The 22,814-nt window shown below is 71.5% G+C and carries 17 protein-coding genes, 1 tRNA gene and 1 riboswitch; of the genes, 4 read left to right on the forward strand and 14 right to left on the reverse strand.

Annotated elements, in window-relative coordinates:
- Window positions 1-46 precede the first annotated feature (46 nt).
- Together HHL10_RS08005 and HHL10_RS08010 are read right to left on the reverse strand one after the other, a co-directional pair.
- Complete coding sequence (locus HHL10_RS08005; RefSeq protein WP_169159826.1) at window positions 47-1,360, reverse strand: sulfatase family protein; 1,314 nt, start codon at window positions 1,358-1,360, stop codon at window positions 47-49.
- 8 nt (window positions 1,361-1,368) lie between these two features.
- A complete protein-coding gene (locus HHL10_RS08010; protein ID WP_169159827.1) occupies window positions 1,369-2,340 on the reverse strand; it encodes a Bug family tripartite tricarboxylate transporter substrate binding protein in 972 nt (323 codons plus the stop codon).
- Window positions 2,341-2,451: 111 nt separating this feature from the next.
- On the opposite strand from HHL10_RS08010, the gene HHL10_RS08015 reads away from it, so the two are divergent.
- Window positions 2,452-3,339: a LysR substrate-binding domain-containing protein gene (locus tag HHL10_RS08015; RefSeq protein WP_169159828.1), complete on the forward strand. Its 888-nt coding sequence runs from the start codon at window positions 2,452-2,454 to the stop codon at window positions 3,337-3,339.
- A 162-nt stretch (window positions 3,340-3,501) separates the two neighbouring features.
- Here the strand turns inward: HHL10_RS08015 and HHL10_RS08020 are convergent, their stop codons facing one another.
- From HHL10_RS08020 to HHL10_RS08070, 11 genes are all read right to left on the reverse strand, one after another.
- The gene (locus tag HHL10_RS08020; RefSeq protein WP_169159829.1) at window positions 3,502-3,777 is read right to left on the reverse strand and encodes a PAAR domain-containing protein; all 276 of its coding nucleotides are present in this window, start codon (window positions 3,775-3,777) and stop codon (window positions 3,502-3,504) included.
- Window positions 3,778-3,801: 24 nt separating this feature from the next.
- Window positions 3,802-5,199, reverse strand: a complete 1,398-nt coding sequence (locus tag HHL10_RS08025; protein WP_169159830.1) for a T6SS immunity protein Tli4 family protein — start codon at window positions 5,197-5,199, stop codon at window positions 3,802-3,804.
- The gene (locus tag HHL10_RS08030; protein WP_169159831.1) at window positions 5,196-7,019 is read right to left on the reverse strand and encodes a Tle4 family T6SS lipase effector; all 1,824 of its coding nucleotides are present in this window, start codon (window positions 7,017-7,019) and stop codon (window positions 5,196-5,198) included. Before HHL10_RS08030 ends, HHL10_RS08025 begins: the two co-directional genes overlap by 4 nt.
- Before the next feature lie 43 nt (window positions 7,020-7,062).
- Window positions 7,063-9,804: a type VI secretion system Vgr family protein gene (locus tag HHL10_RS08035; protein ID WP_169159832.1), complete on the reverse strand. Its 2,742-nt coding sequence runs from the start codon at window positions 9,802-9,804 to the stop codon at window positions 7,063-7,065.
- A gap of 45 nt (window positions 9,805-9,849) precedes the next feature.
- Complete coding sequence (tssF, locus tag HHL10_RS08040) at window positions 9,850-11,670, reverse strand: type VI secretion system baseplate subunit TssF (RefSeq protein WP_169159833.1); 1,821 nt, start codon at window positions 11,668-11,670, stop codon at window positions 9,850-9,852.
- Window positions 11,671-12,212: 542 nt separating this feature from the next.
- Window positions 12,213-12,302 (reverse strand) — tRNA-Ser (locus tag HHL10_RS08045).
- Window positions 12,303-12,388: 86 nt separating this feature from the next.
- Window positions 12,389-13,342: a cobalamin-binding protein gene (locus HHL10_RS08050; protein ID WP_169159834.1), complete on the reverse strand. Its 954-nt coding sequence runs from the start codon at window positions 13,340-13,342 to the stop codon at window positions 12,389-12,391.
- A 5-nt stretch (window positions 13,343-13,347) separates the two neighbouring features.
- A complete protein-coding gene (locus HHL10_RS08055; protein ID WP_169159835.1) occupies window positions 13,348-14,121 on the reverse strand; it encodes an ABC transporter ATP-binding protein in 774 nt (257 codons plus the stop codon).
- Window positions 14,118-15,116, reverse strand: coding sequence for a FecCD family ABC transporter permease (locus HHL10_RS08060; RefSeq protein WP_169159836.1), 999 nt, complete (start codon window positions 15,114-15,116; stop codon window positions 14,118-14,120). The genes HHL10_RS08055 and HHL10_RS08060 overlap by 4 nt, the downstream gene beginning before the upstream one ends.
- 8 nt (window positions 15,117-15,124) lie before the next feature.
- Window positions 15,125-16,978 carry a TonB-dependent receptor domain-containing protein gene (locus HHL10_RS08065; RefSeq protein ID WP_169159837.1) on the reverse strand — a complete coding sequence of 618 codons (1,854 nt, stop codon included), beginning with the start codon at window positions 16,976-16,978 and terminating at the stop codon, window positions 15,125-15,127.
- A 70-nt stretch (window positions 16,979-17,048) separates the two neighbouring features.
- Window positions 17,049-17,305, reverse strand: a riboswitch (cobalamin riboswitch).
- Window positions 17,301-18,128: a symmetrical bis(5'-nucleosyl)-tetraphosphatase gene (locus HHL10_RS08070; RefSeq protein WP_169159838.1), complete on the reverse strand. Its 828-nt coding sequence runs from the start codon at window positions 18,126-18,128 to the stop codon at window positions 17,301-17,303. Its footprint overlaps the riboswitch before it by 5 nt.
- A gap of 75 nt (window positions 18,129-18,203) precedes the next feature.
- Here HHL10_RS08070 and HHL10_RS08075 point away from each other — a divergent pair, with 75 nt between their 5' ends.
- Both HHL10_RS08075 and HHL10_RS08080 read left to right on the forward strand, forming a co-directional pair.
- Window positions 18,204-19,523 carry a hemolysin family protein gene (locus tag HHL10_RS08075; RefSeq protein WP_169159839.1) on the forward strand — a complete coding sequence of 440 codons (1,320 nt, stop codon included), beginning with the start codon at window positions 18,204-18,206 and terminating at the stop codon, window positions 19,521-19,523.
- Window positions 19,524-19,595: 72 nt separating this feature from the next.
- The gene (locus HHL10_RS08080; RefSeq protein WP_169159840.1) at window positions 19,596-20,342 is read left to right on the forward strand and encodes a SapC family protein; all 747 of its coding nucleotides are present in this window, start codon (window positions 19,596-19,598) and stop codon (window positions 20,340-20,342) included.
- A 214-nt stretch (window positions 20,343-20,556) separates the two neighbouring features.
- On the opposite strand, the gene HHL10_RS08085 is transcribed toward HHL10_RS08080, so the two are convergent.
- Entirely contained in the window at window positions 20,557-21,027 is a 471-nt protein-coding gene (locus HHL10_RS08085; protein ID WP_169159841.1) for a MarR family winged helix-turn-helix transcriptional regulator, read from the reverse strand.
- A 561-nt stretch (window positions 21,028-21,588) separates the two neighbouring features.
- Between HHL10_RS08085 and HHL10_RS08090 the strand changes: the two genes are divergently transcribed.
- Window positions 21,589-22,704, forward strand: coding sequence for an NAD(P)/FAD-dependent oxidoreductase (locus HHL10_RS08090; RefSeq protein WP_169159842.1), 1,116 nt, complete (start codon window positions 21,589-21,591; stop codon window positions 22,702-22,704).
- Window positions 22,705-22,814 lie beyond the last annotated feature (110 nt).

Raw genomic sequence — 22,814 nt, forward strand, 5'->3', positions numbered from 1 at the left:
AACGGGCCACTGTGCGGCAGCGCAGCGTCGCGAAGGCGTCATGGGCTCAATGGGAAGCCCGCGGGATGTCGGCGTCGCCGAACACCAGGGTGGCCCGGGCCTCGGCCGGGATGGGCGGCAGCTGCGCCGCCCAATCCTGCCAGGCTTGGCGCATCGCGGCCAGGCGTTCGGGCTCGCGCCGGGCCTGGTTGGCGCGCTCGCGCTCGTCCAGGGCCAGGTCGAACAGGTACTCGTGGCCGTCCATGGCGAGGTATTTCCAGGCACCGTCGCGCAGCGCCGCCTGCTGGCGGTGCAGCATGCGCCAGTACAGGCGCCGCCGCGGGTTCCAGGCCGGATCGGCGAACAGCGGCAGCAGGCTGATGCCATCCAGCGGGTACTCGGGATGCGGCGCCACGCCGGCGGCTTCGAGCATGGTGGGGCACCAGTCCATGGTCATCGCGGGGGTGGCGCTGGTGCTGCCCGGTGCGATGCGTGCGGGCCAGCGCGCGATCAGCGGCACGCGGATGCCGCCTTCGAGCAGGTCCATCTTCTGGCCCACGAAGGGCCAGTTGTCCGAAAAGCGCTCGCCGCCGTTGTCGCTGGTGAAGACCACCAGCGTGTCCTCGGCCACGCCCTTGGCCTCCAGCGCCGCCAGCACCCGGCCGATGCCTTCGTCCATCTGCTGGATCATGCGGCGGTAGGTGGCGAGCGAGCCGCCGTCCACGTGGTTGATGCGCCCGCCGATGCGCTGCGACTCGGCATGGTCCTCGCGCGTCTCCCAAGGCCAGTGCGGCGCGGTGTAGTGCAGGCTCAGCAAAAAGGGCTGCTCTTCGGGCATGTCCTCGATGAAGCGCACCGCGCGGTCGCTGAGCGCGTCGGTGAGGTAGCCGTGGTCCTCGGCCGGCGTTTCGCCTTCCCACAGGTCGCGCTTGCCGATGCTGTCGGTGTAGTTGAAGTAATCGACGCCGCCCGACAACGGGCCGAAGAACTCCTGGTAGCCGCTCTTGAGCGGGCCGAAGTGCGGCGGGTAGCCCAGGTGCCACTTGCCCACCAGCGCGGTGCGGTAGCCCGCGTCGCGCAGCAGCGAGGGCAGCGTGGGGTGCTCGGGGGGCAGGCCCACGATCTTGTCGCCGCGGTAGCGCCCGGTCATGGGCTCCTCGGCCGCGCCGCGCAGCCGGTACTGCCAGCGGCCCGTGATCAATGCGAAGCGCGTGGGCGAGCACACGGGCGAATTGGAATAGCCGTGGGTGAACAGCAGGCCCTCGGCCGCCATGCGGTCCAGGTGGGGCGACACGGGTGCGCGCGCACCGGTGCAGCCCAGGTCGGCGCAGCCGAGGTCGTCGGCCAGGATGAAGACGAAGTTGGGGCGCTTGGTGGTCATGGCGGGGTTCACTGGTCGGCGGTGATGCGGCGTTCCTGGATGACGCGGGCCCAGCGGGCGCGGCCTTCGCGCAAGAGGGTGGCGGTCTGCTCGGGGCCGGCGCCCACGGGTACGAGGTCCAGCGCGCGCAGCCGCTGCGCCACCGGCTCCTGCGCCAGCGCGCGCACGGTTTCCTCGTGCAGCCGCTTCACGACCGGGTCGGGCGTGCCTGCGGGCGCCATCAGCACGAAGCTGAAGTCGGTGGTGGCGCCGGCATGGCCGAGTTCGGCCACGGTGGGCACCTGGGGCGCCAGCGGCGAGCGCTTGCTGCCCGAGACGGCCAGGGCCTTGAGCTTGCCGCCGTCCACGTGCTGGGCCACCGAGGGAATGGCCACGAAACCGGCGGGGATCTGGCCGCCGAGCAAGTCCGTCACGGCCGGGGCGTTGCCGCGGTAGGGCACGTGGTTGAGTTGGCCGCCGATCAGCGAGCCCAGCGCCTCCATCGTCAGGTGGCCCGGGCTGGCATTGCCGGCGGAGCCGTAGTTCAGGCCCTTGCGGGCACGCTCGATGAAGCCCTTGAAATCCTGGATACCGCTGGACGGGTTGACCACCAGCATCTGGCTGAAGCTCGCCGTCGTGGCCACGGGGCGCAGGTCCCGCTCGGCGTCGAAGCCCATGCGCTTGCCGTAGAGCGTGGGGTTGGCGGTGAGGCTGGTGTCGATGGTCATCAGCAGCGTGTGACCGTCGGCCGGGGCGCGGGCCACCGCCTGCGCCCCGATGTTGCCGGTGGCACCGGCGCGGTTGTCCACCACCACGGTCTGCTTCAGGCCGGCGCTCAGCTGCTCGGCCACGGCGCGGGCCACCACGTCGAGCGGGCCGCCGGCGGGAAAGGGCGCGACGAGCGTGATCGGCTTCGAGGGCCAGGCCTGCGCCTGGGCCGCGCCGGCCAGCAGGCTCAGGGCCGTGGCCGCCAGCAGGCGGCGGCGCGAGAGTTGGGTCATGGCTTGTCTCCTGGCACCGCGAGGTGCCTCGTGGCTTGTGCTGGCTCAAATGCTGAGCCTGCGATGTGGCCGTCACAACCCTGCGCGGGACCGAATGTATAAGCCGAACTGATGTATCTGAAACACCTGCAGTACCTGCAGCTCGTGATCCAGCACGGCAGCCAAGCGGCCGCGGCCCGAGCGGCCGGCGTGAGCCAGAGCGCCATCGCGCAAGCGATGCAGGCGCTGGAGCGGCAGCTGGGTTGCGTGCTGTTCGAGTCGGCCGGTCGGCGCAAGCTGCCCACGGCGGCAGCGCTGCAAGCCGCACGGCGTGCTGCCGAACTGCAGCACGGTGCGGCGCCGCTGCCCGGCGCATGGGACGCGAGCCTGCTGGCACCGGGCGTGCCGCGCCTGCGCGTAGGGATGGCGCCGGCGGCGGCGTTGCTGTACGCGCCGGCGATCGAGCGCCACTGGCGCATGCTGGAGCCCGACGGCTTGTTGCGCATCGTCGGCGGCACGGCGCAGGAGCAGTTCGCGGCGCTGGAGCGCGGGGAGCTGGAGCTGGCCATCGTGCCGCGCCCGCGCGGTTGGCGTGCCACCGGGTTGCGCAGCCAGTTGTTGCACACCAGCGCGCCTTTCGTGGTGGCGCGGCGTGGCCATGCGCTGGCGCAGGCCGAGTCGCTGGAGCAAATCGCGCGGGCGGGCTGGGCGGTGGCCGGGCGCGTGGGCACCGCCGGCAACACCATCGAGGAGGCGCATCGCGTGCGCGGTTGGCCGCTGCCGCGGGTGCTGGCGCAGTGCGCCGACTACGGCGCACTGCTGAACCTGGTGGCACACAGCGAGCTGCTGTGCACGCTGCCGCACCCGGCGCTGCTGTCCGACCCGGTGCAGGCCGAGCTCGTGAGGCTGCCGCTGCGCGAGGGGCTGCCGCGCTACGAAGTCAGCGCGTTCTGGACGCCCGCGCTGCCCGGGCGCTTCGGTGCCCTGCTCAAGGAATTGCGCGGGCTGGCAAAGGCCTGATGCCGAGTTGACCAGGCACCGGGCGGCTCCTGTCGTGCCCGCCTGCCTCGTGGTGACCAGCCGCGCGGATGCAGGCCATGCTGGACGAGGCCTTGCGCCGCGAGGCAGGGAAACGGCGCTCGAAAGTTCGGCCCGGACAGCCCGCTGGTCCGAGCCAGGCCGTCAGCCCTGGCCCTTGGTGAATCGCCCCGCCGTGGCGATGAGCGTGGCGCCGCAGGTGGTCTTGTGGCCCTCGTAGGCCACCGGGATGCCGTTGATGGTGTGGCTCGGGTCGCCTTCGGCGATGGTGCAGCCGCCGTGGCCCCGCCGTGGGCAGCTGCAGGCATCGCCCTGGAGCGCCACTGCGATGCCGTCCACCGTGAATTGCGGCGCCCCGCTGCTCATCACCTTGCCGCCATGGTCGGTCGGGTCGCCCAGCCGGATGATCTTCCTGGACATGGCTTCAGCCTCCGGCGCTGGAGCTCATGCGTCTTCTCCTGCTTGGGCCGGCTTCGCGGGCGCCGTATCCGGTGGCGCCTCGTACGCCGCCAAGCGCCACACGGCGGGCACCTTGCCGCGCGGGCGTTCGCCCCTGAACTGCTGCCAGAGCGTGGGCTGGGCCCACACCAGCGCCATCGGCACGAGATCGCCCTCGTTCAGCCACAAGCCCTTGGGCTGCGCCAAGTTCAGCTCGTCGTCGCACTCCCACCAGCCGGCCTGCGGGCAGCGGTGGCCGGTGACGTGGCGTTCGCCCAGGGGCGCTTTCACGGGCGCGGTCTGGCTGGTCTTGGCATTGCCGGTCGGACGAATGCGGATAGAGCCGGTGAGTTTGTCCCACAGCGCGATCGCTTCCTCGTCGCTGAGGCTGGGCTTGACGGCGCCTGCGGAGTTTTCGCCCACGCCAGTCTTGAAATCGATATCTGCATAGGGTTGCAGAGGGTTTCCGGGCGTTCCGGTGAACTTCATCCAGAAATCGTGGTGGGCATACGATTTATCCTCGTTCGGCGTGCGTGTCAGGTATTCGAAACCCGTTTTCCATTCATTGATTTCACGCTTGGCGCGCCGGAAAACGGTGAGCATTCGGAAAGGCTCGGGTCGGCCAGCCTTGCGGGCACGTTCCACGGAAATATCCAACTGCTGCTCCAACGACCAACGCATCTCATTGGCAGGGCCAATGTAAATTGACAGATGCACATCCGGGAACTCCTTGAGCCGGAATCCCACCCGGATGTGCTCATTGACGTCCTCGGGTTTCGTGCCCGGGGCTTCCGCCAGGAAGGCATTTTCAATGCAGGTCCCCGGCTCGGTCGGCACCTCGGTTTCATGACGTGGGCGCAGGCGGCGCGCCATGTCGTTAATTTCATCGATCGTTCCGTCCTTGTCGTTGGCCAAGGGGAGCGCCTGCATTCCCACCAGGTTATTGCTCATCGCAAAAAAGGAGTTGATGCGCAACAGGCCGTCGCTGCCTGCATCCCGCTGGCTGATGATGTGTCGCATCCCTGGCACAGCACCGCTAATCGTTTCGAAATAGAGTGTCAGGTTCTCTGTTCTAGGAAACCTGATTTCTGACTTTAAGTGGGCCTCGACTTCAGCAACGCGATTTGATATCTCGTCAGCTTGGCCCTTTTCCACCCACACGCTCAGCGGCACGGCGACATCACCCCAGACCACCCGAGTTTGTTCCGGCAGATCAATCATGAAACGCCCAAAGCACACCGTTTTCGTCTTCTCGAACAGCGGCTGCAAGCTTGGGCTCAGATTGACCATATTCGCCTTTTCTTGGGAAACGGGGTGAGCATGACAGGCCGTCAATACGGCGGTGGCGGCCAACAACATGGTCGGCAAACGCATGGTGACGAGCAGTCGTGTAAACAGATTCATGTGCGTTTCTCCCATTTTGCTTGCTGCGCGATGCGCACAATGCTGTAAAGCGTGGAGGCAACGGCGCGCGTATCTTGATAGCTCCCCTGATGCTCGTAGCCGCTTTGCCGGAATACCGCCTTGCATTTGCCCCTGCTTTTCTGGTGTTCGGCCGAGCGTGCCGGGACGGTCAGGTCGCCGGGCTCGTCCGGAGGCAGCAGGATCGCCTTGATAGGGGCAGGAACCGTGGCACCTACCCTTGGCCCGAACAATTTTTCCTGCTCCTTATATGTTCTGCTGGTGTCGTAACGCACAAGATCGATTTGTCCTTGCCGGGTATCGGCAAGGATGGGCCATGATTCCCATCCTGATGGATCGGGACAAAATGCACTGATTTCCCATGTGACGCTACCGAAACTCAGGCGTTCACGATCATCGCCGTAGTGGACATAAGTGCACCTATGGTATGTGCCTTCAATTGTGGTGTGCAGCTGCCGAGCTTTATTCAGATATTTGGCGGTCCGATCATAAGTTCCACCACCCTGCCTCGCAGTGAGACCTGCAGGATTGAGCCAACGCTCGTTGGGGATCAACGCATACCACTTGCCACGCAACTTGTAGATTTGCTCATAGGGATCGGCCTCCCCAGTCTTTAAGTCTTTCTTCGGCAGGCTCAGCAGCGTGCGATTTCTGTGTCTAATTTGCAGCCAGCCCTCGCCATACGCCTTGCTGGGCAGCAACTGCAGTGCGCCGGGCGAGTTGGCCAGTACAGCCGTCACCTCGTCCCCGTAGTTGCCAGCCACCTTGGCGCCAATACTCGTTTCGGGACCATGCATGACGCCCGGATCTTCAAAGCCGGCCCGCATGCGCTTGTAGGCAGCGGGGGCGCCAATGGCCGGCTGTACCCCGTGCACGATCCCCAAGACCTTGTCCTGCAAGCCACCGATGTCCGGGTGGACCAGGGCACGCCCAACGAGCCCACCCATGCTGTGCGTGACCACGATGACCTGCTTGCATTCGTACCGGGGTCGGTTGTTGTCATCACGCGCCTCGGCGTAGCTCTTGATGATGGCTTCGATCCGTTCGGCGACAGCCTTGGCACTGATGTCGTTTGATTGGAGCCAGTTGTAGCCAATGGCATGCACCGGGAACCAGCAGCCGTTGACGACCTGCCTGAGCTCGTCTTCGGTCAGCGCCTTCTGAGGCAGGCTTTCGTCGGCCATCCACCGTACCGGATCAACACCCACCACATCGCGCCAGACAGGCCGCAACCGGCCGTCGGTGAACACGTTGTTGAGCCGGCCCTCCAGGTACTGGAGCAGCACCCCATAGCTCTTGAAGTAGACCTCGCCCCAGCCGCGCTGCCGTGCTTTCTGGACGGCCGTGCGGCCACCCGGCTGGGTCGGCGGATCGTCGGCGAGGTAAGGGGAGCGGAATCCTTCCGCCAGTTCCACGTTGGCGTGCCGTTCGTCACCGTCCAGGTCTGGATTGGGGCTTTGAGGGTTGTAGACGTCCACGGCCGTGGTATCGGGATCCAACTGCAGTTGCCGCTCACGCGCACTGAGCTTGGACTCGCCATACACGTTTCCTGCGCCAAGCGAATCAGGCCGCCAGGCAATGTTGTCCTCCGGATTCGTGCGCCCCAGTTGTCGCATGCGCTCGGCGGAGGTAATGCGCAGGTTCGAGCCCATGATCCCGGGCAGGAAGACGATCGGCAGCACGCGCCGCGGTGCGAAATGCGCCACCTGCTGGGCGCGGTCTTGCTGCGGCGTGCCGAAGCCGGCAGGCTGGGGGTTGCCCCGGGTTCTGGAATCGACGGGAAGGTGAAGGCCGGTCGCCATGGCTTGAGGACGTGGTGGAGGTCTGGAGTGAAGAGAAGCCCATTCAGTCGTACTGCGGCTCGACGGTGTAGGACTCGTAGGGCTCGGCCAGCGGGAAGCGCTGCGTCAGCCCGTTGCCATCCGTGACTCCCTCGAAGGTCGCGCCGGAGGCGGTGCGGACGAGGTAGCGCTGGTGGGCCATGGGCTCGTTGGTGCCGGTCCAGCGCATCACCACCTGCTGATCGAACTTCAGCCCGCTCCCCGGCGCCTTCACCCCCGCCGGCACCCCGTCCCCGCCGCTGCTGTGCGTGAACGTCATCGACTTCACGACGTACGCCTCGCGCGCCTGCTCGTAGATGGCCCCGCCGCCCCAGCGCGTGGCCGCGCCCTGGCTCACCAGCTCGATCTCCGGGGCCTGGATCACGACCTTGGCGCCGGCCGTGAGCCGGAGGCTGCGCGCGGCCAGCAGCTCGATGTCGCCGTCGTGCGCCTGCACGCTCACCGGCCCCTGCGCCGCCACTGTCTCGATGCCGCCCTGGTGCGCGAAGCTGCTCAGCCCGGCCACGGCGCGCTGGCGGATCTGCCCGCCGGCGCTGAGCTGGGTGTGGCCCACGCTGACGCTGTCGATGTGCGTCTGCGCGCCCAGCAGCAGGTTGTCCTGGCTGGCGATGGCCGCCCCGGCTGCGGCGCTGACCGCCACCACGCCCGCGCCGCCGCCCGCGGCCTTGGGATCGATGTTTGAGCCCTTGTCCCAGTCCTGCAGCAGCCGCACCAGCCGCTCCAGCCGCTTGGGATCGGTGGCGCCGGCCTGGTGCGTGTCGGCCAGCGCGCCGAGCTGTTCCACGGCCGAGTGCAGCGCGCGCAGCAGCCCCAGCAGCTCCTCGCGCGCCAGGTGGTGGCCGCCGGCCTCGGGCTGCGCCGCCGAGGAGATCAGCACGCCCTGCGCCCCGCGCACGGCGGTGGTGGCGTCGCTGCGCAGCTCGGCGCCCTCGCCGCGGGGCTGCGTGCGGCCCTGGCGCATGGGCGTGGCCAGGTCACCGAGGTTGAGCTGGCTGGCGGCATGGTCGCTGGCGAGCTGCACGCTGATGTGGTCCCGCGTGTCGTTGAAGCGCAGTTGCTGCTGGCGGCTGCCTTCGAGCTCGCGCGTGACGATGCCGCTCAGGGCATGGTTGTGCGGCAGGCCGGTCAGGGCGTCGAAGCGCGGCGGCGGGTTGGCCGCGTGGTGACGGCTGCCCATGATCACCGGGCGCGAGGGGTCGCCCATTTCGAAGCCGATGCTCACCTCCATGCCCGGACGCAGCGGGAACACCACCCCGAAGCCCGGCCCGCACCACAGTCCGTTGACGCGCACCCAGGCGCTGTCGCCGGCATTGCCGTTGGTACCCGCGCCCTGGGCGTGCTCGTGGTCCTCGGGGTCCAGGCCATGGAACTGCACCTTGACGCGGCCGAGCTCGTCGCACCACACCGGCACGTTGCCCACGCCCACCACGCTGGCCGTCATCAGCGGCATGGCAGGCAGGTCGAAGCGCGGGTCCCAGGCCGGCGCCAGCGGCGCGTCGCGCTGCACGGCCGTGAAGCGGTTGACATAGCGCTCGTCCGCGTCGCAAGGCGGTGGCGTGTCGGCCCAGCCGGGGACTCGTGCCGTGCTGGCGCCCAGCAGCGCCTGCACGCGATCGTCGAGCTCCTTGGGCAGGTTGCTGCGCGCCCAGTGCTGCAGCCGCACGGTGAGGAGTTCGCGCTGGCGCGGCTCGCGGGTGTCGAGCTGCGGGTGGCCGTCGATGCGGTTGTATTCGCCTACCGCCTGCTCCCGCACGCTGCCCACGCCGTGCAGGAGCTGCGCGCGGCCGGCGTGGCGGTGCAGCGCCACGCGCGTCAGGCGGTCGAAGTCGGCCAGGTCCGCGCCGGCATGGGGCAGCTCGATGCGCGCGTCGTGCAGCGCCGCGGCCAGGGCGTTGCCGGCCGCGCCCTGGTCCACGCCGCCCTCGGCGCCGGCGATGTCCACGCGCGCCATCTCGTGGTCCCAGCTGGCGCGGCGCACGCTGCCGGCCACCAGCTCGTGCGTGGGCACCAGCAGCTCGATGCTGTCGCGCTGCTCGGTGCCGCGGCTGTGGTGGTAGCGCAGCGGCCCGGCGGCGTTGGCGGGAAGCCGGCCGGCGTCGTCGAACAGCACCAGTTCCTGCCGCGGCGTGGCGCCGTGGCCGTCCGCGCCGGGGCGGAAGAACCAGCCGATGCCCTCGCGCGCGAGCAGGCCGCGCAGGAAGTCCGCGTCGCTCTGGTGCAGCTGCAGCGTGCAGGCGCGCCGCGGGTAGCGCGCCTCGTCGAGCAGCAGCGTCCAGTCGAAGCAGCGCGCCAGCGCCGGGCAGCGCCGCTGCCAGCCCTCCAGCACCAGGCGCGCGATCTCCGGCACGCTCTTGTCGAGGAAGACGCGGTTGCCGCGCCGCTGCTCCATGACGCCCAGCAGGTCGCGAGCGCCGAGCTGCACGGCGGTGAGCGCGCCGTCGCCCTGGCCCAGCCGCGCCTGGGTGACGATCACGCTAAAGCGCCGCAGGCCGCCGCGGTCGGTGACCAGCCCCACCTCCACGGGCAGGCCGATGAGCGCCTGCACGTCGAGGTCCGCGCGCGTGGTCAGGCAGGTGATGTCGGCGCGCAGGCCCTCGCACAGGCCTTCGCTCACGTGCAGCTGCTGCGGCAGCAGCACGCCGTTGAAGTGCGGCGCCACGGGCTGGCCGAAGCGCAGCCGGATCGGGCGCCGGCCCTGGTCCAGAAAGCGCTCCAGCGGATCGCGGGCGAGGTCGTGAAGGTTCATGGCCGGTACAAAGGTCAGACGCTGGAGAGATGGCGAAGCCGGGGGCTACAGCAGCGGGCGCAGGCCGTCGCGGGGCTCGCCGACGAAGAGCGGGCGCTGGTCCCGGGCCGAGAGCAGCCGCAGCCGCGTGAAGCTGTTGGCGTGCACGTACAGCGCCAGGAAGCGCTCCAGCAGCTGCGCAAAGAGGCGCAGCCCCGTGGCGGCAAAGCGCGGCTCGTCCACGCGGATACACACCTCGGTGCCGCGCACCAGCCGCGGCGACGGGGCCTGCCGCCAGGCCGTGACGGGCCTGGCCTCGATAGCGAGCAGCCCCTGCACCCGGTGCCGGTGCGCCGGGCTGCGCGACGGGTCGAGCAGGCACAGCATCTCCCTGAAGGCCTCGATGCCGGGGCCGCACAGCGAGAGGTGGTTGGGCGACAGCAGCGAGATCAGCTGCCAGGGCATGTCGCCGTCGAGCTCGAAGCGCCGGCTCGGCGTGGGCGGATACAGCAGGCGCACGCGGCACACCACGCCGGCGCCCTGCAGCACCAGGTCGCCTCCGGGGCGGCCGATGGCCAGCTCGCGCGGCAGGTCCCCATGCGTGGCCGTGACCTCGAGGCCCAGGCTCGCGGCCTCCAGCGGCGCGGGCTCGCCCTGCGCGTTCACCAGCGAGATCCACAGCTCCTGGTCCGGGCTGGGCTCGGCCGGCGTGTCGGCGTAGTGCCGCAGCCAGTACCGCGCCGTGGCGTCCGTCCTGGCATGCCGGAACGAGAACAGCGGCGGGATATCGGGCACCGGCTCGCCCGGCTGCGCCTGCGTGCACCAGACCCGGTCGATGCCGTACACCGTGCCGGCGTCGGGGTGCCCGGCATCGACCAGCACCCTGTAGCTCGCCGGTGCGCCGGCCGGGACCGCCTTGGCGCGCTGCCGCAACAGGTTGACCACCGGCGTGCAGCCGGGCACCAGGTGGTCCGCCGTGAGCGCTTGCAGCTGCTGCGCTTGTGCGCTGCCGGCGGCGATGCCGACCAGCGCGTAGTGCAGCTCGATCTCGCGAGTGGCTACGGCCGACAGCTCGGCCGGCCAGGGCAGGTCAACGAAGTCGAATTTCCCGGGGAAAGCGAAGTACTCGCTCAGCAGCCGGTGGGCGGCCCGGCCCTGCGGGCCGGCGTCGATGAGCGCCTCGTCGTCGGCAAAGCCCACCGGGCGCGGCAGCGCCTGCGCGTCGCTGCGCCAGGGGCCGGCCCCGTCCAGCCGCACGGCCGTGACGCAGCCGCACAGCGCCTCGCGCAGCGCCGCCACCAGCGCTGGTTCGCCCGTCAGGTGCAGCCGCAACGGCCGTGGTGCCTGCAGCGACCAGGCCGCCTCCTTGGCGGTCAGCGCCAGCCGCAGCGACAGCCGCGCGGTGGCGCCGCCGGGCAGCGACGCACCCGGGGCCGCGTTGGCGGCGCCAAAGCGCAGGTCCACCACGCGCAGCGGTTGCAGCACGACGTCGAAGGCGGTGCGGAAGCTGCATCTCACGCCGCGCAGCGCCGGCGCGCCCAGCAGCGTGCCGCGGGGCAGCAGCACCGGCCGGCCCGAGGGCAGGGCCGTTGCCTCGGCATCGAAGGCCGCGATCGAGCACGACGGGAAGGGCTGCAGGAACTGCGGCGCCAGCATCTGCAGCAGGGGAGCGGTGAAGCGCGGGAAGCGGTCCTCGATGCGCCGGCTCACGCGCGCGTTGAGCAGCGCCGCGGCCTGCACCAGCCGCTCGACCTGCGCGTCGCCGCTGCTGCCCTCGCCGGTGATCTGCAGCCGCCGCGCCAGCGCCGGATGCTCCCGGGCCGCGTGCGCGAGCGCGGCGTGCAGGTGGCGCAGCTCGGCCTCGTAATGGGGAAGCAGGTGCTCCATGGCGCGGCGGCCCTCCCTCGATGTCGCATCTTGTTACGGACATTGAGCGGCTTCAGCCAGAGCGAGGCAAGCGCGGAAAAACCATGACTGGCGCGCTGGTGGTTGCCCGCGCATCGGCGCGCGTTCGGGCGCCGGAATGGCCGGTGTCCCCTGCGGGCCCGTGTGCCGGTGCAGCGTTCCTCGCCCGGTCCGGTTGCCTCTTTTATGGGCAGCCCAAGCCCGTCGCTGGCGCATCAACGACTTGCGGCGACCCTGCACCGCTTGCCAACGAGGTTGTCCACAGCATCGGTGGACAGGGGAGCCGCAAGGACACTGGGACGATGGCGCCGTAGGCGGCCAGGAAGGTGTTGTGGCCTGCCGGGCAGGTCAGCAGCCAGAAGCTGCGCTCGGCAGTCGGCTCGTGCCCGTCAGTGTGCGCGGTCAAGTCGAGGGCACCGTCGGAGCTGATGCGGTGCGGTGACACTTCCCGGACCGGGAATCGGCTTTTTCTCCTCTGGGACAACGACTTGCGGGAGGTCGTGAAACACCCTGGGATGTCCGGGTGGCGGAAGCGGTGGGATTCGAACCCACGGAGGGGATCAACCCTCGCCGGTTTTCAAGACCGGTGCCTTAAACCGCTCGGCCACGCTTCCTGTGTGCTGCTTTGCCCGGCGCAGCGGCGCCGACGCGAAGAGGCGCGCATTGTCGCATCTTCCAAGGCCCGTTCCGCCGCGGACGGCTACGGCATGCGGGCGCGCACTTCATCGAGCCGCCGGCACAGCTCGGCCGTGCCTTGCAGCAGGCGGTCGGTGGGGCGGTGCAGGGTGTCGGCATCGAGCAGCAGCAGCGCGCCCTGGCGCGTGGCGCGCAGGCTGTCGAGCCCACGCCAGCGCGCCAGCGGGTCGGGGCCGCCACTGTCCTGGCGCGAGGCGGCGATCGCGTCCGGATCGGCCTGCACCACCGCCTCCTCGCTCACCGTGGGCGTGAGCGGGTCCAGCGCGCCGAACACGTTGCGCGCGCCGCACAACTGCAGCGCCTGGCTGATGAAGTGGCGGCCGTTAACGGTGAGCAGGGGCCGCCGCCAGATCTGGTAGAAGACCCGCAGCTCGCGCCGCCCGGCGTAGCGGGCGCGCAGCGCCTGCAAGCCGCTCTCGTAGCGGCGCGCGGCGGCCTCGGCCTCGGCGCCCGTGCCGGCCAGCGTGCCCAGGCGGCGCAGCGTGGCGGCCACGTCCTCCAGGCGCTGCATCCGGCTGCGGTAGATGGGCAGCTTCAGGGCTTGCAGCCGCTGCAGCTGGCGTGCGGAAGTGCCATCGGCCCAGACCACGATCAGCTCCGGCCGCAGCGCCACGATGCGCTCCAGGTCCAGCTGCGTGCTGTCGCCGACGCGCGGCAGCTGCCGGGCCGCGGCGGGGTAGTCGCTCCAGGCATCCGCGCCCACCACCCGCTCCCCTGCGCCCGCGGCGAACAGCAGCTCGGTCAGGTGCGGCGCCACGCTGACGATGCGCCGCGCCGGCCGCGCCAGCACCAGCTCCTGGCCGGCGTCGTCGCTGAGGCGCAGCGGGCTGGCGGAGGAGGGGGCTGCCGTGGCCGCGGGCTGCGCGGCCGGGGCGAGGGCGGGCGTACCCGTCAGCGCCAGCAGCGCCAATGTCCAGGCTGCCGCGGTCCTCTTGTTCGAGTGGAGAGCACGGGGCATCGGCATCAGTCCGCCACGAACACGGTGCGGCCTTGCAGCTCGCCGCGGCGCACGCGGTGGCCGAAGGCCTCGGACAGCGCCGCGGCGCTCATCACTGCGTCGGCTGCGCCGGCCCTGGGCGCGACGCCGGGCCGGCCCAGCAGCAGCGCGTGGGTGGCGAAGCGGTGCGCGAGATTGAGGTCATGGATGGACAGCAGCACGGCGCGCTCCTCGCGCTGCGCCAGCGCGCGCAGGTGCGCCAGCACGGCGACCTGGTGCGGCAGGTCCAGGTGCGCCAGCGGCTCGTCGAGCATCAGCAGGCGCGGGGCCTGCGCCAGCAGCGCGGCGATGCCCACGCGCTGGCGCTCGCCGCCGGAGAGGCCGCGCACGTCGCGCGCCTCGAAGCCGTACAGGTCCACCGCGGCCAGCGCGGCGCGGGCGATGCGGCGGTCGTCCTCGCCCTCCCAGCCCCAGCGCGGCAGGTGCGGGTGGCGCCCGGTGAGCACCACGTCCAGCACCGGCGCGGCGAAGGCATCGTGCAGCTGCTGCGGCAGCAGCCCGCGCCGCCGCGCGGCCTCAAGCGGCGGCCACTGCGCCAGCGGCCGGCCCTCCAGGCGCACCTGGCCGCCCTGCGCCGGCCGCAATCCGGCCAGCGTATGCAGCAGCGTGCTCTTGCCGCTGCCGTTGGGGCCGAGCAGCGCCCAGCACTGGCCGGGCTCGATGCGCAGGTCGAAGTTCGCCAGCAGCGTGCGCTCGCCCGCGCGCAGTGCGAGCCCCTGGGCTTCCAGCAGCGCGCTCATCGCCGCGTCTCCGCGCGCAGCAGCAGCGCGATGAAGGCGGGGGCGCCGATGAGCGCCATCACCACGCCCACGGGCAGCTGCTGCGGGGCGACGGCGGTGCGCGCCAGGGTGTCGGCCAGCAGCAGCAGCGTGCCGCCGCCCAGCGCGCAGGCCGGCAGCAGCACGCGCTGGTCGTTGCCGATGAGCAGGCGCAGCGCATGCGGCACCACCAGCCCGACGAAGCCCACCGTGCCGGCGCTGGCCACCGCCACCGCGCTGGCCAGTGAGGCCAGCAGGTACAGGCGCCGGCGCAGCGAGGCCACGCCCACGCCCAGGGCCTGCGCCCCGGCCGCGCCGCGCAGCAGAAGGTTCAGCTCGCGCGCCAGCGGCCAGGACAGCCCCAGCAGCAGCGCCAGCGCCGCCAGCGGCCAGCCCGGGGCGTCGGCGCCGGAGAGGTCGCCGCTGAGCCAGAACAGCATCCCGCGCAGCTGCGCCTCGGGCGCCAGCGTGAGCAGCAGCAGCGTCACGGCTGCCCACAGCGCCGCCAGCATCACGCCGGTGAGCAGCAGCCGCGGCACGCTGCCCTCGCTTTCGCCGAGCTGCGGCTGCCAGGCGCGCTGCGCCAGGCCGAAGAGCAGCACCGTGGACAGCAGCGCGCCGCCGAAGGCGCCGAGCTGCAGGGCCAGCGCGCCGCCGCCCAGCATCAGCACGCCCAGCGCGCCCACCGCCGCGCCGCCGGAGGTGCCCAGCACATAAGGGTCGGCCAGCGGGTTGCGCAGCAGCACCTGCATCAGCGCGCCGGCCAGCGCCAGCAGCGCGCCGCTGGCGAAGGCGCACAGCGCGCGCGGCAGCCGCAGCGCGTGCAGCACCTGCGCGGCGGGGCTGTCGTCGGGCGCGAACAGCAGCCGCGGCAGCTCGGCCAGCGCGATCTCGCTGCTGCCGCTGGCCAGCGCCACGCCCAGCGCGGCGGCGGCCAGCAGCGCCAGCAGCAGCCAGATGCGCAGGGCGCGGGGCATGGGTGCGCTTACTTGGCCGCGTATTCCAGCGCGACGAAGACTTCGCGGCCGGGGCGGTTGTAGCCGTAGGCCAGCTCATAGCGCTTGTCGGCCACGTTGTTGACGCGGGCCGACAGGCTCCACTCGGGCGTGAGCGCGTAGGCGGCGCGCAGGTTCAGCAGCGCGTAGCCGCCCAGGCGGGTGAGGTTGGCGACGTCGTTGAAGCGCTCGCCGCTGCCCACGATCTCGGCGCCCGCGCGCCAGGCGCCCGGCGTCCAGTCGAAGCTGGCGCTGCCGAAATGCCGGGCGCGGCGGTTGAGCTGCAGCCCGTTGTCGGCGTTCTCGGGCGACTGCTGCGTCCACTCCGCGCGCGCGCTCCACAGCCTGGTCACGTAGCCGGCATCGAGCGTGGCGCCGCGGATGCGGGCGCGATTGACGTTGACCACGGTGCTGAAGTCCGGCGTGCTGGCGATCAGGTCGCGCACGCGGTTCTGGAACAGCGTCAGGCCGCCGCGCAGCGCGCCGTCGTCATAGCGCGCCGCGAGCTCGACGTTGCGCGCGCGCTCGGGACGCAGGTTGGGGTTGCCCTGGAAGCCGAAGGACAGCGGCCAGTAAAGCTGGTTGAAGGTGGGCGTCTTGAAAGCCGTGCCGGCTGCGGCCGACAGCCGCCACGCCGGTGCCAGCTGGAAGCCGTAGCCCAGGCGCCCGGTGTTGTGGCCGCCGAACTGCGAGTCGTCGTCGTGGCGCAGTGAAGCCTCCACCTGATGCGCACCCTGCGTCAGGGCGTAGCTGCCGAAGACCGAGCGCAGGATGCGCTCGTCCTGGGTGTAGCGCGTGGAGCTGTCGAGCCGTTCGCGCCGCCACTCCACGCCGGCGGCCAGGGCGCCCAGCGGCAGGGTGACATCGTTCTGCCAGGTGAACTGGTCCTGGTCCGTACGGAACAGGCTCGGGGAGCTGCCCTCGGTGCGGTAGTGGTCGGTGCCGCGTGCCAGGCGCAGCAGGCTGCGCCACGTGGTGGAGAGCTTGTCGCTGCTCTCGAGCGAGAGGCCCGAGAGGCGGCGCTTCGTGCGGTCGTCGGTGCTGCCCAGGCCGTTGTCGAAGCGCGCGAGGCCTTCGCTGCCCCAGGCGCGCGCCGTGAGCGTGTGGCCGGCGGCCCAGTCGTGCGCCACGGTTGCGCCGAGGTTGGCGTTGCGATAGCCGTCGCGGTCAGGGTTGTAATAGAAGCCGCTGGCCGGGTTGGTGGCGTTGATGCCGTCGGTCTTCTCGTAGCCCGCGCGCAGCGAGACGCTGGTGTCGCCGAAGCGGCGGCCCACGCTGGCCGAGGCCTCGCGCGTCTGCTGGCTGCCCAGGCCCACGCGGGCGCTGGTGTGCTCGCCCTGCTTGGTGAAGATCTGGATCACGCCGCCGATGGCGTCGGCGCCGTAGAGGCTGCTGGCCGGGCCACGCAGCACCTCGATGCGATCGATCTGGTTGAGCGGCAGGTGCTCGAAGGCCGTGGTGCCATCACTGACGTTGCCGATGCGCACACCGTCCACCAGCACCACCACGTGGTTGCTGTTGGTGCCGCGCAGGAACACGCTGGAGTTCTGGCCGGCGCCGCCGTTGCTGGAGATCTCGGCGCCGCCGTGGAGCTGCAGCACTTCGGTGAGCGACATGGCGCCGGCATTGCGGATCTGCTGCGCATCGATCACGCGCACGTCGGCCAGCGTCTGGGCCACGGGCTGCGGCAGCCGCGTGGCCGTGACCACGACCGGCTGCGCCGACAGATCCGCCTGCGCCACGGTCACGGGCTGCGCCGCGGCGTCGGCCGCGCGCGCGATGGGAGTGAGGGCCAGCAGGGCCAGGCCGCACAGTGCGGCGGGGCGGTGGGAAAGGGACTTCATCGGGAAGGACTCCGGCAGCCAGCGTCCCCGCAGGCTGCAGTGGCAAGGAGCCGCGGCACGATCGGGCCGCGGCGGCGGTGCTTGCTAGGCCGGTATCCGGGCTCGCGGGCCGCGTGCGGTGCCATCACGCACGCGCCGTCCATCGCCTTCCCACGGGCGCGGTGCCCGCAGTGGCCTCGTGATGAGCGGCATGCCTGCCTACCGGTGCGGGGGCAGCGCAGGCCTGGGCGGCGTCAATCGGGTGTGAACATCCCGCCGCGCCGCTTCACCTGCTTCCCGTTCAACCCCCGGGATGAACCGGGGGCACCTGAAGCGGCGCGCATCATACCGGGCCCGGCTTCTGCGCCTGCTGACAGCGCACCTGCGTGAGCTCGCGCCGCCCGCCGTCCACCCGCACCGCGCTGAGCTGCCCGCCCCAGACGCAGCCGGTGTCCAGCGCCAGCAGGTCGGGCCGCTCCAGCAGCCCCAGCGTGCTCCAGTGGCCGAAGGCCACCGGCTCGCCGGCGCTGCGGCGCCCGGGCACCTCGAACCACGGCATCAGCCCCGGCGGCGCTTGCAGCGCGCCGTCCTTGGTCTTGAAGTCCAGCGTGCCGTCGGCGGCGCAGAAGCGCACGCGCGTGAGCACGTTGATGACGAAGCGCCAGCGGTCGGCGCCCTGCAGGTCGTCGCGCCAGCGCGCGGGCTCGTTGCCGTACATCACGGTCAGGAAGTCGCGCAGCCCCGGGCCGCGCAGCAGGGCCTCCACCTCGGCCGCCAGCGCCAGCGCCTGGGCCGCGTCCCACTGCGGCGGCAGCCCGGCGTGCACGCACAGCCAGCCCTCGCGCCGCAGCGCCAGCGGGCGCTGGCGCACCCAGTCGATCCACGCCTCGCGCTCGGAGCTGTCCAGGATCTCGCGCAGCGTGTCGCTGCGGTGCTCGGGGCGCACGCCATGCGCCACCGCCAGCAGGTGCAGGTCGTGGTTGCCCAGCAGCGCGTCGGCGGCGTCGCCGAGCTCGCGCAGCCGCCGCAGCGTGCGCAGCGACTCGGGGCCGCGGTTGACGAGATCGCCCAGCACCGTGAGCCGGTCGCGGGACGGGGAAAAGCCGATTTCGGCCAGCAGCCGCTCGAACGCGTCGCAGCAGCCCTGCAGGTCGCCTATCAAATAGTGCATTCGGGGGATTCTGCTACGCTCACCCGCCACTTCTTCCCCGGCCCGGGCCCCGTCCAGGTGCGCCGCGCCTGCCCGATGGACTTTGCGTTACTGGTATTCCTGATCCTGCTCAACGGGTTGTTCGCCATGTCGGAGATGGCGCTCACCGCCAGCCGCAAGACGCGGTTGTCGGTGATGGTGGAGGCGGGAGAGCCGGGCGCCCAGGCCGCGCTGGACCTGCACGACAACCCCACCAAGTTCCTGTCGGTGGTGCAGATCGGCATCACGTCCATCGGCGTGCTCAACGGCATCGTGGGCGAGAACGCCTTCTCGCAGCCGCTGTCGCAGTGGCTGATCCAGACGCTGCATGTCCCCGAGGATGCCGCCAGGGTCAGCGCCACGGCGCTGGTGGTGGTGCTCATCACCATCCTGACCATCATCTTCGGCGAGCTGGTGCCCAAGCGCGTGGGCCAGATGTTCCCGGAGCAGGTGGCGCGGCTGGTGGCCTTGCCCATGGAGGGCTTGAGCACCGTGGCGCGGCCCATCGTGTGGCTGCTGTCGGTGTGCACCAACGCCGTGCTGCGCCTGCTGGGCATCCGCAACGCCGTGAGCCGCAGCGTGACGGAAGAGGAGATCGCCGCGCAGCTCGAGGAAGGGCTGGAGACGGGCGTGATCGAGGCCCAGGAGCACCAGATGGTGCGCAACGTCTTCCGCCTCGACGAGCGCCAGATCGGCTCGATGATGATCCCGCGCGCCGACATCCAGTGGCTGGACGCCGCCGCCACCGCCACCGAGGTGCAGCAGGTGCTGGCCGAGGGCGGCCACTCGCGCTACCCGGTGTGCCGCGGCGACCTCAACGACGTGGTGGGCGTGGTGGCGGCGCAGGCGCTGCTGCGCCAGGTGCTCAACGGCGAGGCGCTCAACATCGCCGACCACCTCACGCCGCCGGTGTTCGTGCCCGAGACGCTCTCGGGCATGGAGCTGCTGGAGCACTTCCGCGCCTCGGGCGCGGAGATGGTGTTCGTGGTGGACGAGTACGGCGAGGTGCAGGGCGTGATCACGATCCGCGACCTGCTCGAAGCCATCACCGGCGAGTTCAGCGCCGGCAACGGCGCCGACGAGCAACCCTGGGCCGTGCCGCGCGAGGACGGCAGCTGGCTGCTCGACGGGCTGATCCCCGTGCCCGAGCTCAAGGACCGCCTGGAGCTCAAGGAGCTGCCCGAGGAGGAGCGCGGCCGCTACAACACCCTGGCCGGCATGGTGCTGCTGCTGCTGGGCCGGCTGCCGCAGACCGCCGACACGGTGGAGTGGGCCGACTGGCGCTTCGAGGTGGTGGACCTCGACGGCAAGCGCATCGACAAGGTGCTGGCCACCCCGCTGCCGCCTGCCGCCGAGCCGGACAGCGTCCGGACCTGATTTCCCTGTTTGAAACCATCGTCGCGGCGGCCGCCTCGCCAGGCGGCGCCGCGTTCAACTCCAAGGACGCCCATGATCCATTCCGCCCTGCATCGCCAGCCCGTGGCGCTGGACCGCAACCACCACCGCACGCTGCGGCTGCGCCTGCCCGTGGACCTCGCCGCGGCGGCCGGCACGCTCAACGCCTGCTTCCTGCACGGCGCGGAGTTCGCGCAGGCCTGCCTGGAGTACCCGATCGTGTTCGTGCGCGCCGGCGCCGATGCCGAGGGCCGCTCGGCCGTCGCGCCCATGGCGGTGCTGGGCCTCACGCGCGACGAGAACCTGTACCTGCGGCCTGACGGCGGCTGGGCCGCGCAGTACCTGCCCGCAGCGCTGCGGGTCTATCCCTTCGCGCTGGCGCAGGTCGATGCCGAGCAGGCGGCGCTGTGCATCGACCGCGCCTACGCCGGGCTGTCCGAGACCGAGGGCGAGCCGCTGTTCGAGGCCGACGGCAGCCCCTCGGAGCTGGTGCAGCGCATGCAGCAGCAGCTGCCCGAGCTGGAAGCGGAAGTGCAGCGCACGCGCCGCGGCTGCGAGCGGCTGATGGAGCTGGACCTGCTGCGCGAGATGCGGCTGGACATCAGCCAGGACAACGGCCCCACGCTGCGCGTGGACGGCTTCCTGGCCGTGGACGAGGAGAAGCTGCTGGCGCTGCCCGACGCCACGCTGGCCGAGCTGCAGCGCAGCGGGCTGCTGCGGCTGATCCACGCGCACCAGCTCTCGATGGCGCACCTGCGCCGCCTGGCCGAGCGCCGCGCCGCGCGGGCGGCGGCGCATTGAGACGGCGCCCAGTTACCGCGATTCAGGGTTTTCCCCTCGCCACCGCGCAGTGGGGGAGAAGGACAGGGGGCGCTGCCGCAGGCGGCGTTGTCCTTGGTGCCTGCAGCCCTCACCCCAGCCCCTCTCCCGCGTCGCGGGAGAGGGGAGGCTGACGGGCTTGGCGCTTCGCGGCTGACCGTGGCCTGCCGCAGAGGCCGCCTGCCTCAGCAGTCGCTCAGGCCTGCTCGCGGTGGTGGGCCAGCAGCCGCTCCAGCAGCTTCTCGAACTGCTTGCGCTCGTTGGGCGAGAACACGCCGAAGACCTGCTCGTTGTGGCGCTCGATGAGCGCCATCACGCGGCGCCAGGCGGCGCGGCCCGAGGCCGTGAGCGTGAGCACCACGCCGCGCGCGTCGGCGGCGTTGGCCTGCTTGCGCACCAGGCCCTGCTCGGCCAGCGACTGCGCGGCGCGGCTGGCCTGCGCCTTGTTGAGCCGCGCCTTGGCGGCAAGCTCCACCACCGACAGCGGCTCGAAGGCGCCGATGGCCGCCAGGCAGCGCGCGTCGCCCGGCGCGACGCCGCTGGCGCGCAGGCCGCTGCCGCTGCCGAAGGCGTCGCTGAGCTTGTAGAGCTCGTGCAACCGGTGACTGAGCAACGCATCCAGCGCCGGCGGGGGAGTACGGGCAGCAGGCTTGGAACGGGTTGACATGGGCGGCTCGCAATTCATTACCGAAGGGACGGCCAGTGTAGGCCAGCGCGCGGTGGCGTTGCGCACGCAACCGCCCATTTCGACGTGGGCAGCAGGGTCCGCCAGTGCCGGTGCCGCCTCCCTGCCGGGCCGCGGCACCGCTTTCGCCCCGCCGCGGCAGCCCCAGGCCGTGGCGCACACAACCATGGCAAGCGGCGCGCCCGCGGGGCTCCCGCAGGCAGGGCAGTGGCCGTGTCCGGCCTATCGCTCGGTGGCGGCGGCAACCATCGGCCGGCCCCCGCCGGGGTGGCACTTGCCGTCTGCGTGCAGTGGCGCGCGCGGGCCGGATGCGCCGCGGCGGCGCGCGCGGGTGCATGCTTGCGCATGCGACCGGGCGGCGGCGGCGCTGCACGCCGCGGCCGGCGCGGCGCCTGACGTAACTTTTTCCATGCACACCGCCATGCCGATAGCTTCCCTGCACGACGCGGCCCGCCGCCGCCCGGCGAATACCCTTTCCGCCGGTTTCTCCCCGGGATTTCCCCGGAATGCCCGAGCCGCGGCCGCCGGCCGGGAGGCGCGGCCATGACCGAGCGCGTCGATACCGTCGTCGTGGGCGCCGGCGTGGTGGGCCTGGCGGTGGCGCGCGAGCTGGCGCAGCGCGGGCACGAGGTGCTGGTGCTGGAAGGGGCCACCGCCATCGGCACCGGCACCAGCTCGCGCAACAGCGAGGTGATCCACGCCGGGCTGTACTACCCCACGGGCTCGCTCAAGGCGCGGCTGTGCGTGCAGGGGCGCGAGCGGCTGTACGCCTACTGCGCCGAGCGCGGCCTGGGCCACCGGCGCTGCGGCAAGCTCATCGCCGCCACCGACGAGGGACAGCTCGACGCGCTGCGCGCGCTGCAGGCCCAGGCCCTGGCCAACGGCGTGGACGACGTGCAGTGGCTCGACGCCGCCCAGGCGCGCGCGCTGGAGCCGCAGCTGCGCGCGGTGGCCGCTCTGCTGTCGCCCTCCACCGGCCTCGTGGACAGCCACGCGCTGATGCTGAGCCTGCTGGGCGACGCGCAGTCCGCCGGCGCGCTGCTGGCCCTGGCCAGCCCGGTGCTGTCGGGGCGGGTCACGAACGAGGGCATCGAGCTGCAGGTCGGCGGCGAGCAGCCCATGGCGCTGCTGGCGCGCCGCGTGGTCAACAGCGCCGGCCACGGCGCGCCGGCCCTGGCCGGGCGCATCGGGGGACTGGACGCGCGGCACGTGCCCCGGGCCTGGGCCTGCAAGGGCCACTACTTCAGCCTGCGCGGGCGCAGCCCCTTCTCGCGGCTGGTCTACCCGCTGCACGACTCGGCCGGCCTGGGCGTGCACTTGACGCTGGACCTCGCCGGCCAAGCCCGCTTCGGCCCCGACACCGAGTGGCTGCCCGACGCCGACCCGGCCGGCTTCGACTACCGCGTGGACGAGCGCCGCATCCCGGCCTTCGGAGCTGCCATTCGCCGCTACTGGCCCGGGCTGCCCGAGGGGGCGCTGTCTCCGGCCTACACCGGCATCCGCCCCAAGATCAGCGCGCCGGGCCAGCCCGCGGCCGACTTCCGCATCGATGCCGCGGCGCAGCACGGCGTGCCCGGGCTGGTCAACCTCTTCGGCATCGAATCGCCTGGCCTCACGGCCTGCCTGGCCATCGCCAGCCATGTTGCAGCGCACATATGAGTGCGCGCGCAACCGCGTAAGTTGTTGCGCTGCAGCATGTTTTTGAAAGTTTCCGGTAAGGGTTGGCCCGGTGCTGGTGCCAGGCGGGCACCCCTACTATCGGTGGCCTT

The sequence above is a fragment of the Azohydromonas caseinilytica genome (assembly GCF_012927045.1).
GTDB classification, from domain to species: Bacteria; Pseudomonadota; Gammaproteobacteria; order Burkholderiales; family Burkholderiaceae_C; genus Azohydromonas; species Azohydromonas caseinilytica.

Excerpts from the sequence above, each read along its gene's own strand:
- tssF (WP_169159833.1), bottom strand. The coding sequence starts at position 11,670 with ATGGAGCACCTGCTTCCCCATTACGAGGCCGAGCTGCGCCACCTGCAC.
- HHL10_RS08015 (WP_169159828.1), top strand. The coding sequence starts at position 2,452 with ATGTATCTGAAACACCTGCAGTACCTGCAGCTCGTGATCCAGCACGGC.
- HHL10_RS08080 (WP_169159840.1), top strand. The coding sequence starts at position 19,596 with ATGATCCATTCCGCCCTGCATCGCCAGCCCGTGGCGCTGGACCGCAAC.
- HHL10_RS08090 (WP_169159842.1), top strand. The coding sequence starts at position 21,589 with ATGACCGAGCGCGTCGATACCGTCGTCGTGGGCGCCGGCGTGGTGGGC.
- HHL10_RS08065 (WP_169159837.1), bottom strand. The coding sequence starts at position 16,978 with ATGAAGTCCCTTTCCCACCGCCCCGCCGCACTGTGCGGCCTGGCCCTG.
- HHL10_RS08070 (WP_169159838.1), bottom strand. The coding sequence starts at position 18,128 with ATGCACTATTTGATAGGCGACCTGCAGGGCTGCTGCGACGCGTTCGAG.
- HHL10_RS08030 (WP_169159831.1), bottom strand. The coding sequence starts at position 7,019 with ATGGCGACCGGCCTTCACCTTCCCGTCGATTCCAGAACCCGGGGCAAC.
- HHL10_RS08055 (WP_169159835.1), bottom strand. The coding sequence starts at position 14,121 with ATGAGCGCGCTGCTGGAAGCCCAGGGGCTCGCACTGCGCGCGGGCGAG.
- HHL10_RS08020 (WP_169159829.1), bottom strand. The coding sequence starts at position 3,777 with ATGTCCAGGAAGATCATCCGGCTGGGCGACCCGACCGACCATGGCGGC.
- HHL10_RS08060 (WP_169159836.1), bottom strand. The coding sequence starts at position 15,116 with ATGCCCCGCGCCCTGCGCATCTGGCTGCTGCTGGCGCTGCTGGCCGCC.
- HHL10_RS08035 (WP_169159832.1), bottom strand. The coding sequence starts at position 9,804 with ATGAACCTTCACGACCTCGCCCGCGATCCGCTGGAGCGCTTTCTGGAC.
- HHL10_RS08005 (WP_169159826.1), bottom strand. The coding sequence starts at position 1,360 with ATGACCACCAAGCGCCCCAACTTCGTCTTCATCCTGGCCGACGACCTC.
- HHL10_RS08075 (WP_169159839.1), top strand. The coding sequence starts at position 18,204 with ATGGACTTTGCGTTACTGGTATTCCTGATCCTGCTCAACGGGTTGTTC.
- HHL10_RS08085 (WP_169159841.1), bottom strand. The coding sequence starts at position 21,027 with ATGTCAACCCGTTCCAAGCCTGCTGCCCGTACTCCCCCGCCGGCGCTG.
- HHL10_RS08050 (WP_169159834.1), bottom strand. The coding sequence starts at position 13,342 with ATGCCCCGTGCTCTCCACTCGAACAAGAGGACCGCGGCAGCCTGGACA.
- HHL10_RS08025 (WP_169159830.1), bottom strand. The coding sequence starts at position 5,199 with ATGAATCTGTTTACACGACTGCTCGTCACCATGCGTTTGCCGACCATG.
- HHL10_RS08010 (WP_169159827.1), bottom strand. The coding sequence starts at position 2,340 with ATGACCCAACTCTCGCGCCGCCGCCTGCTGGCGGCCACGGCCCTGAGC.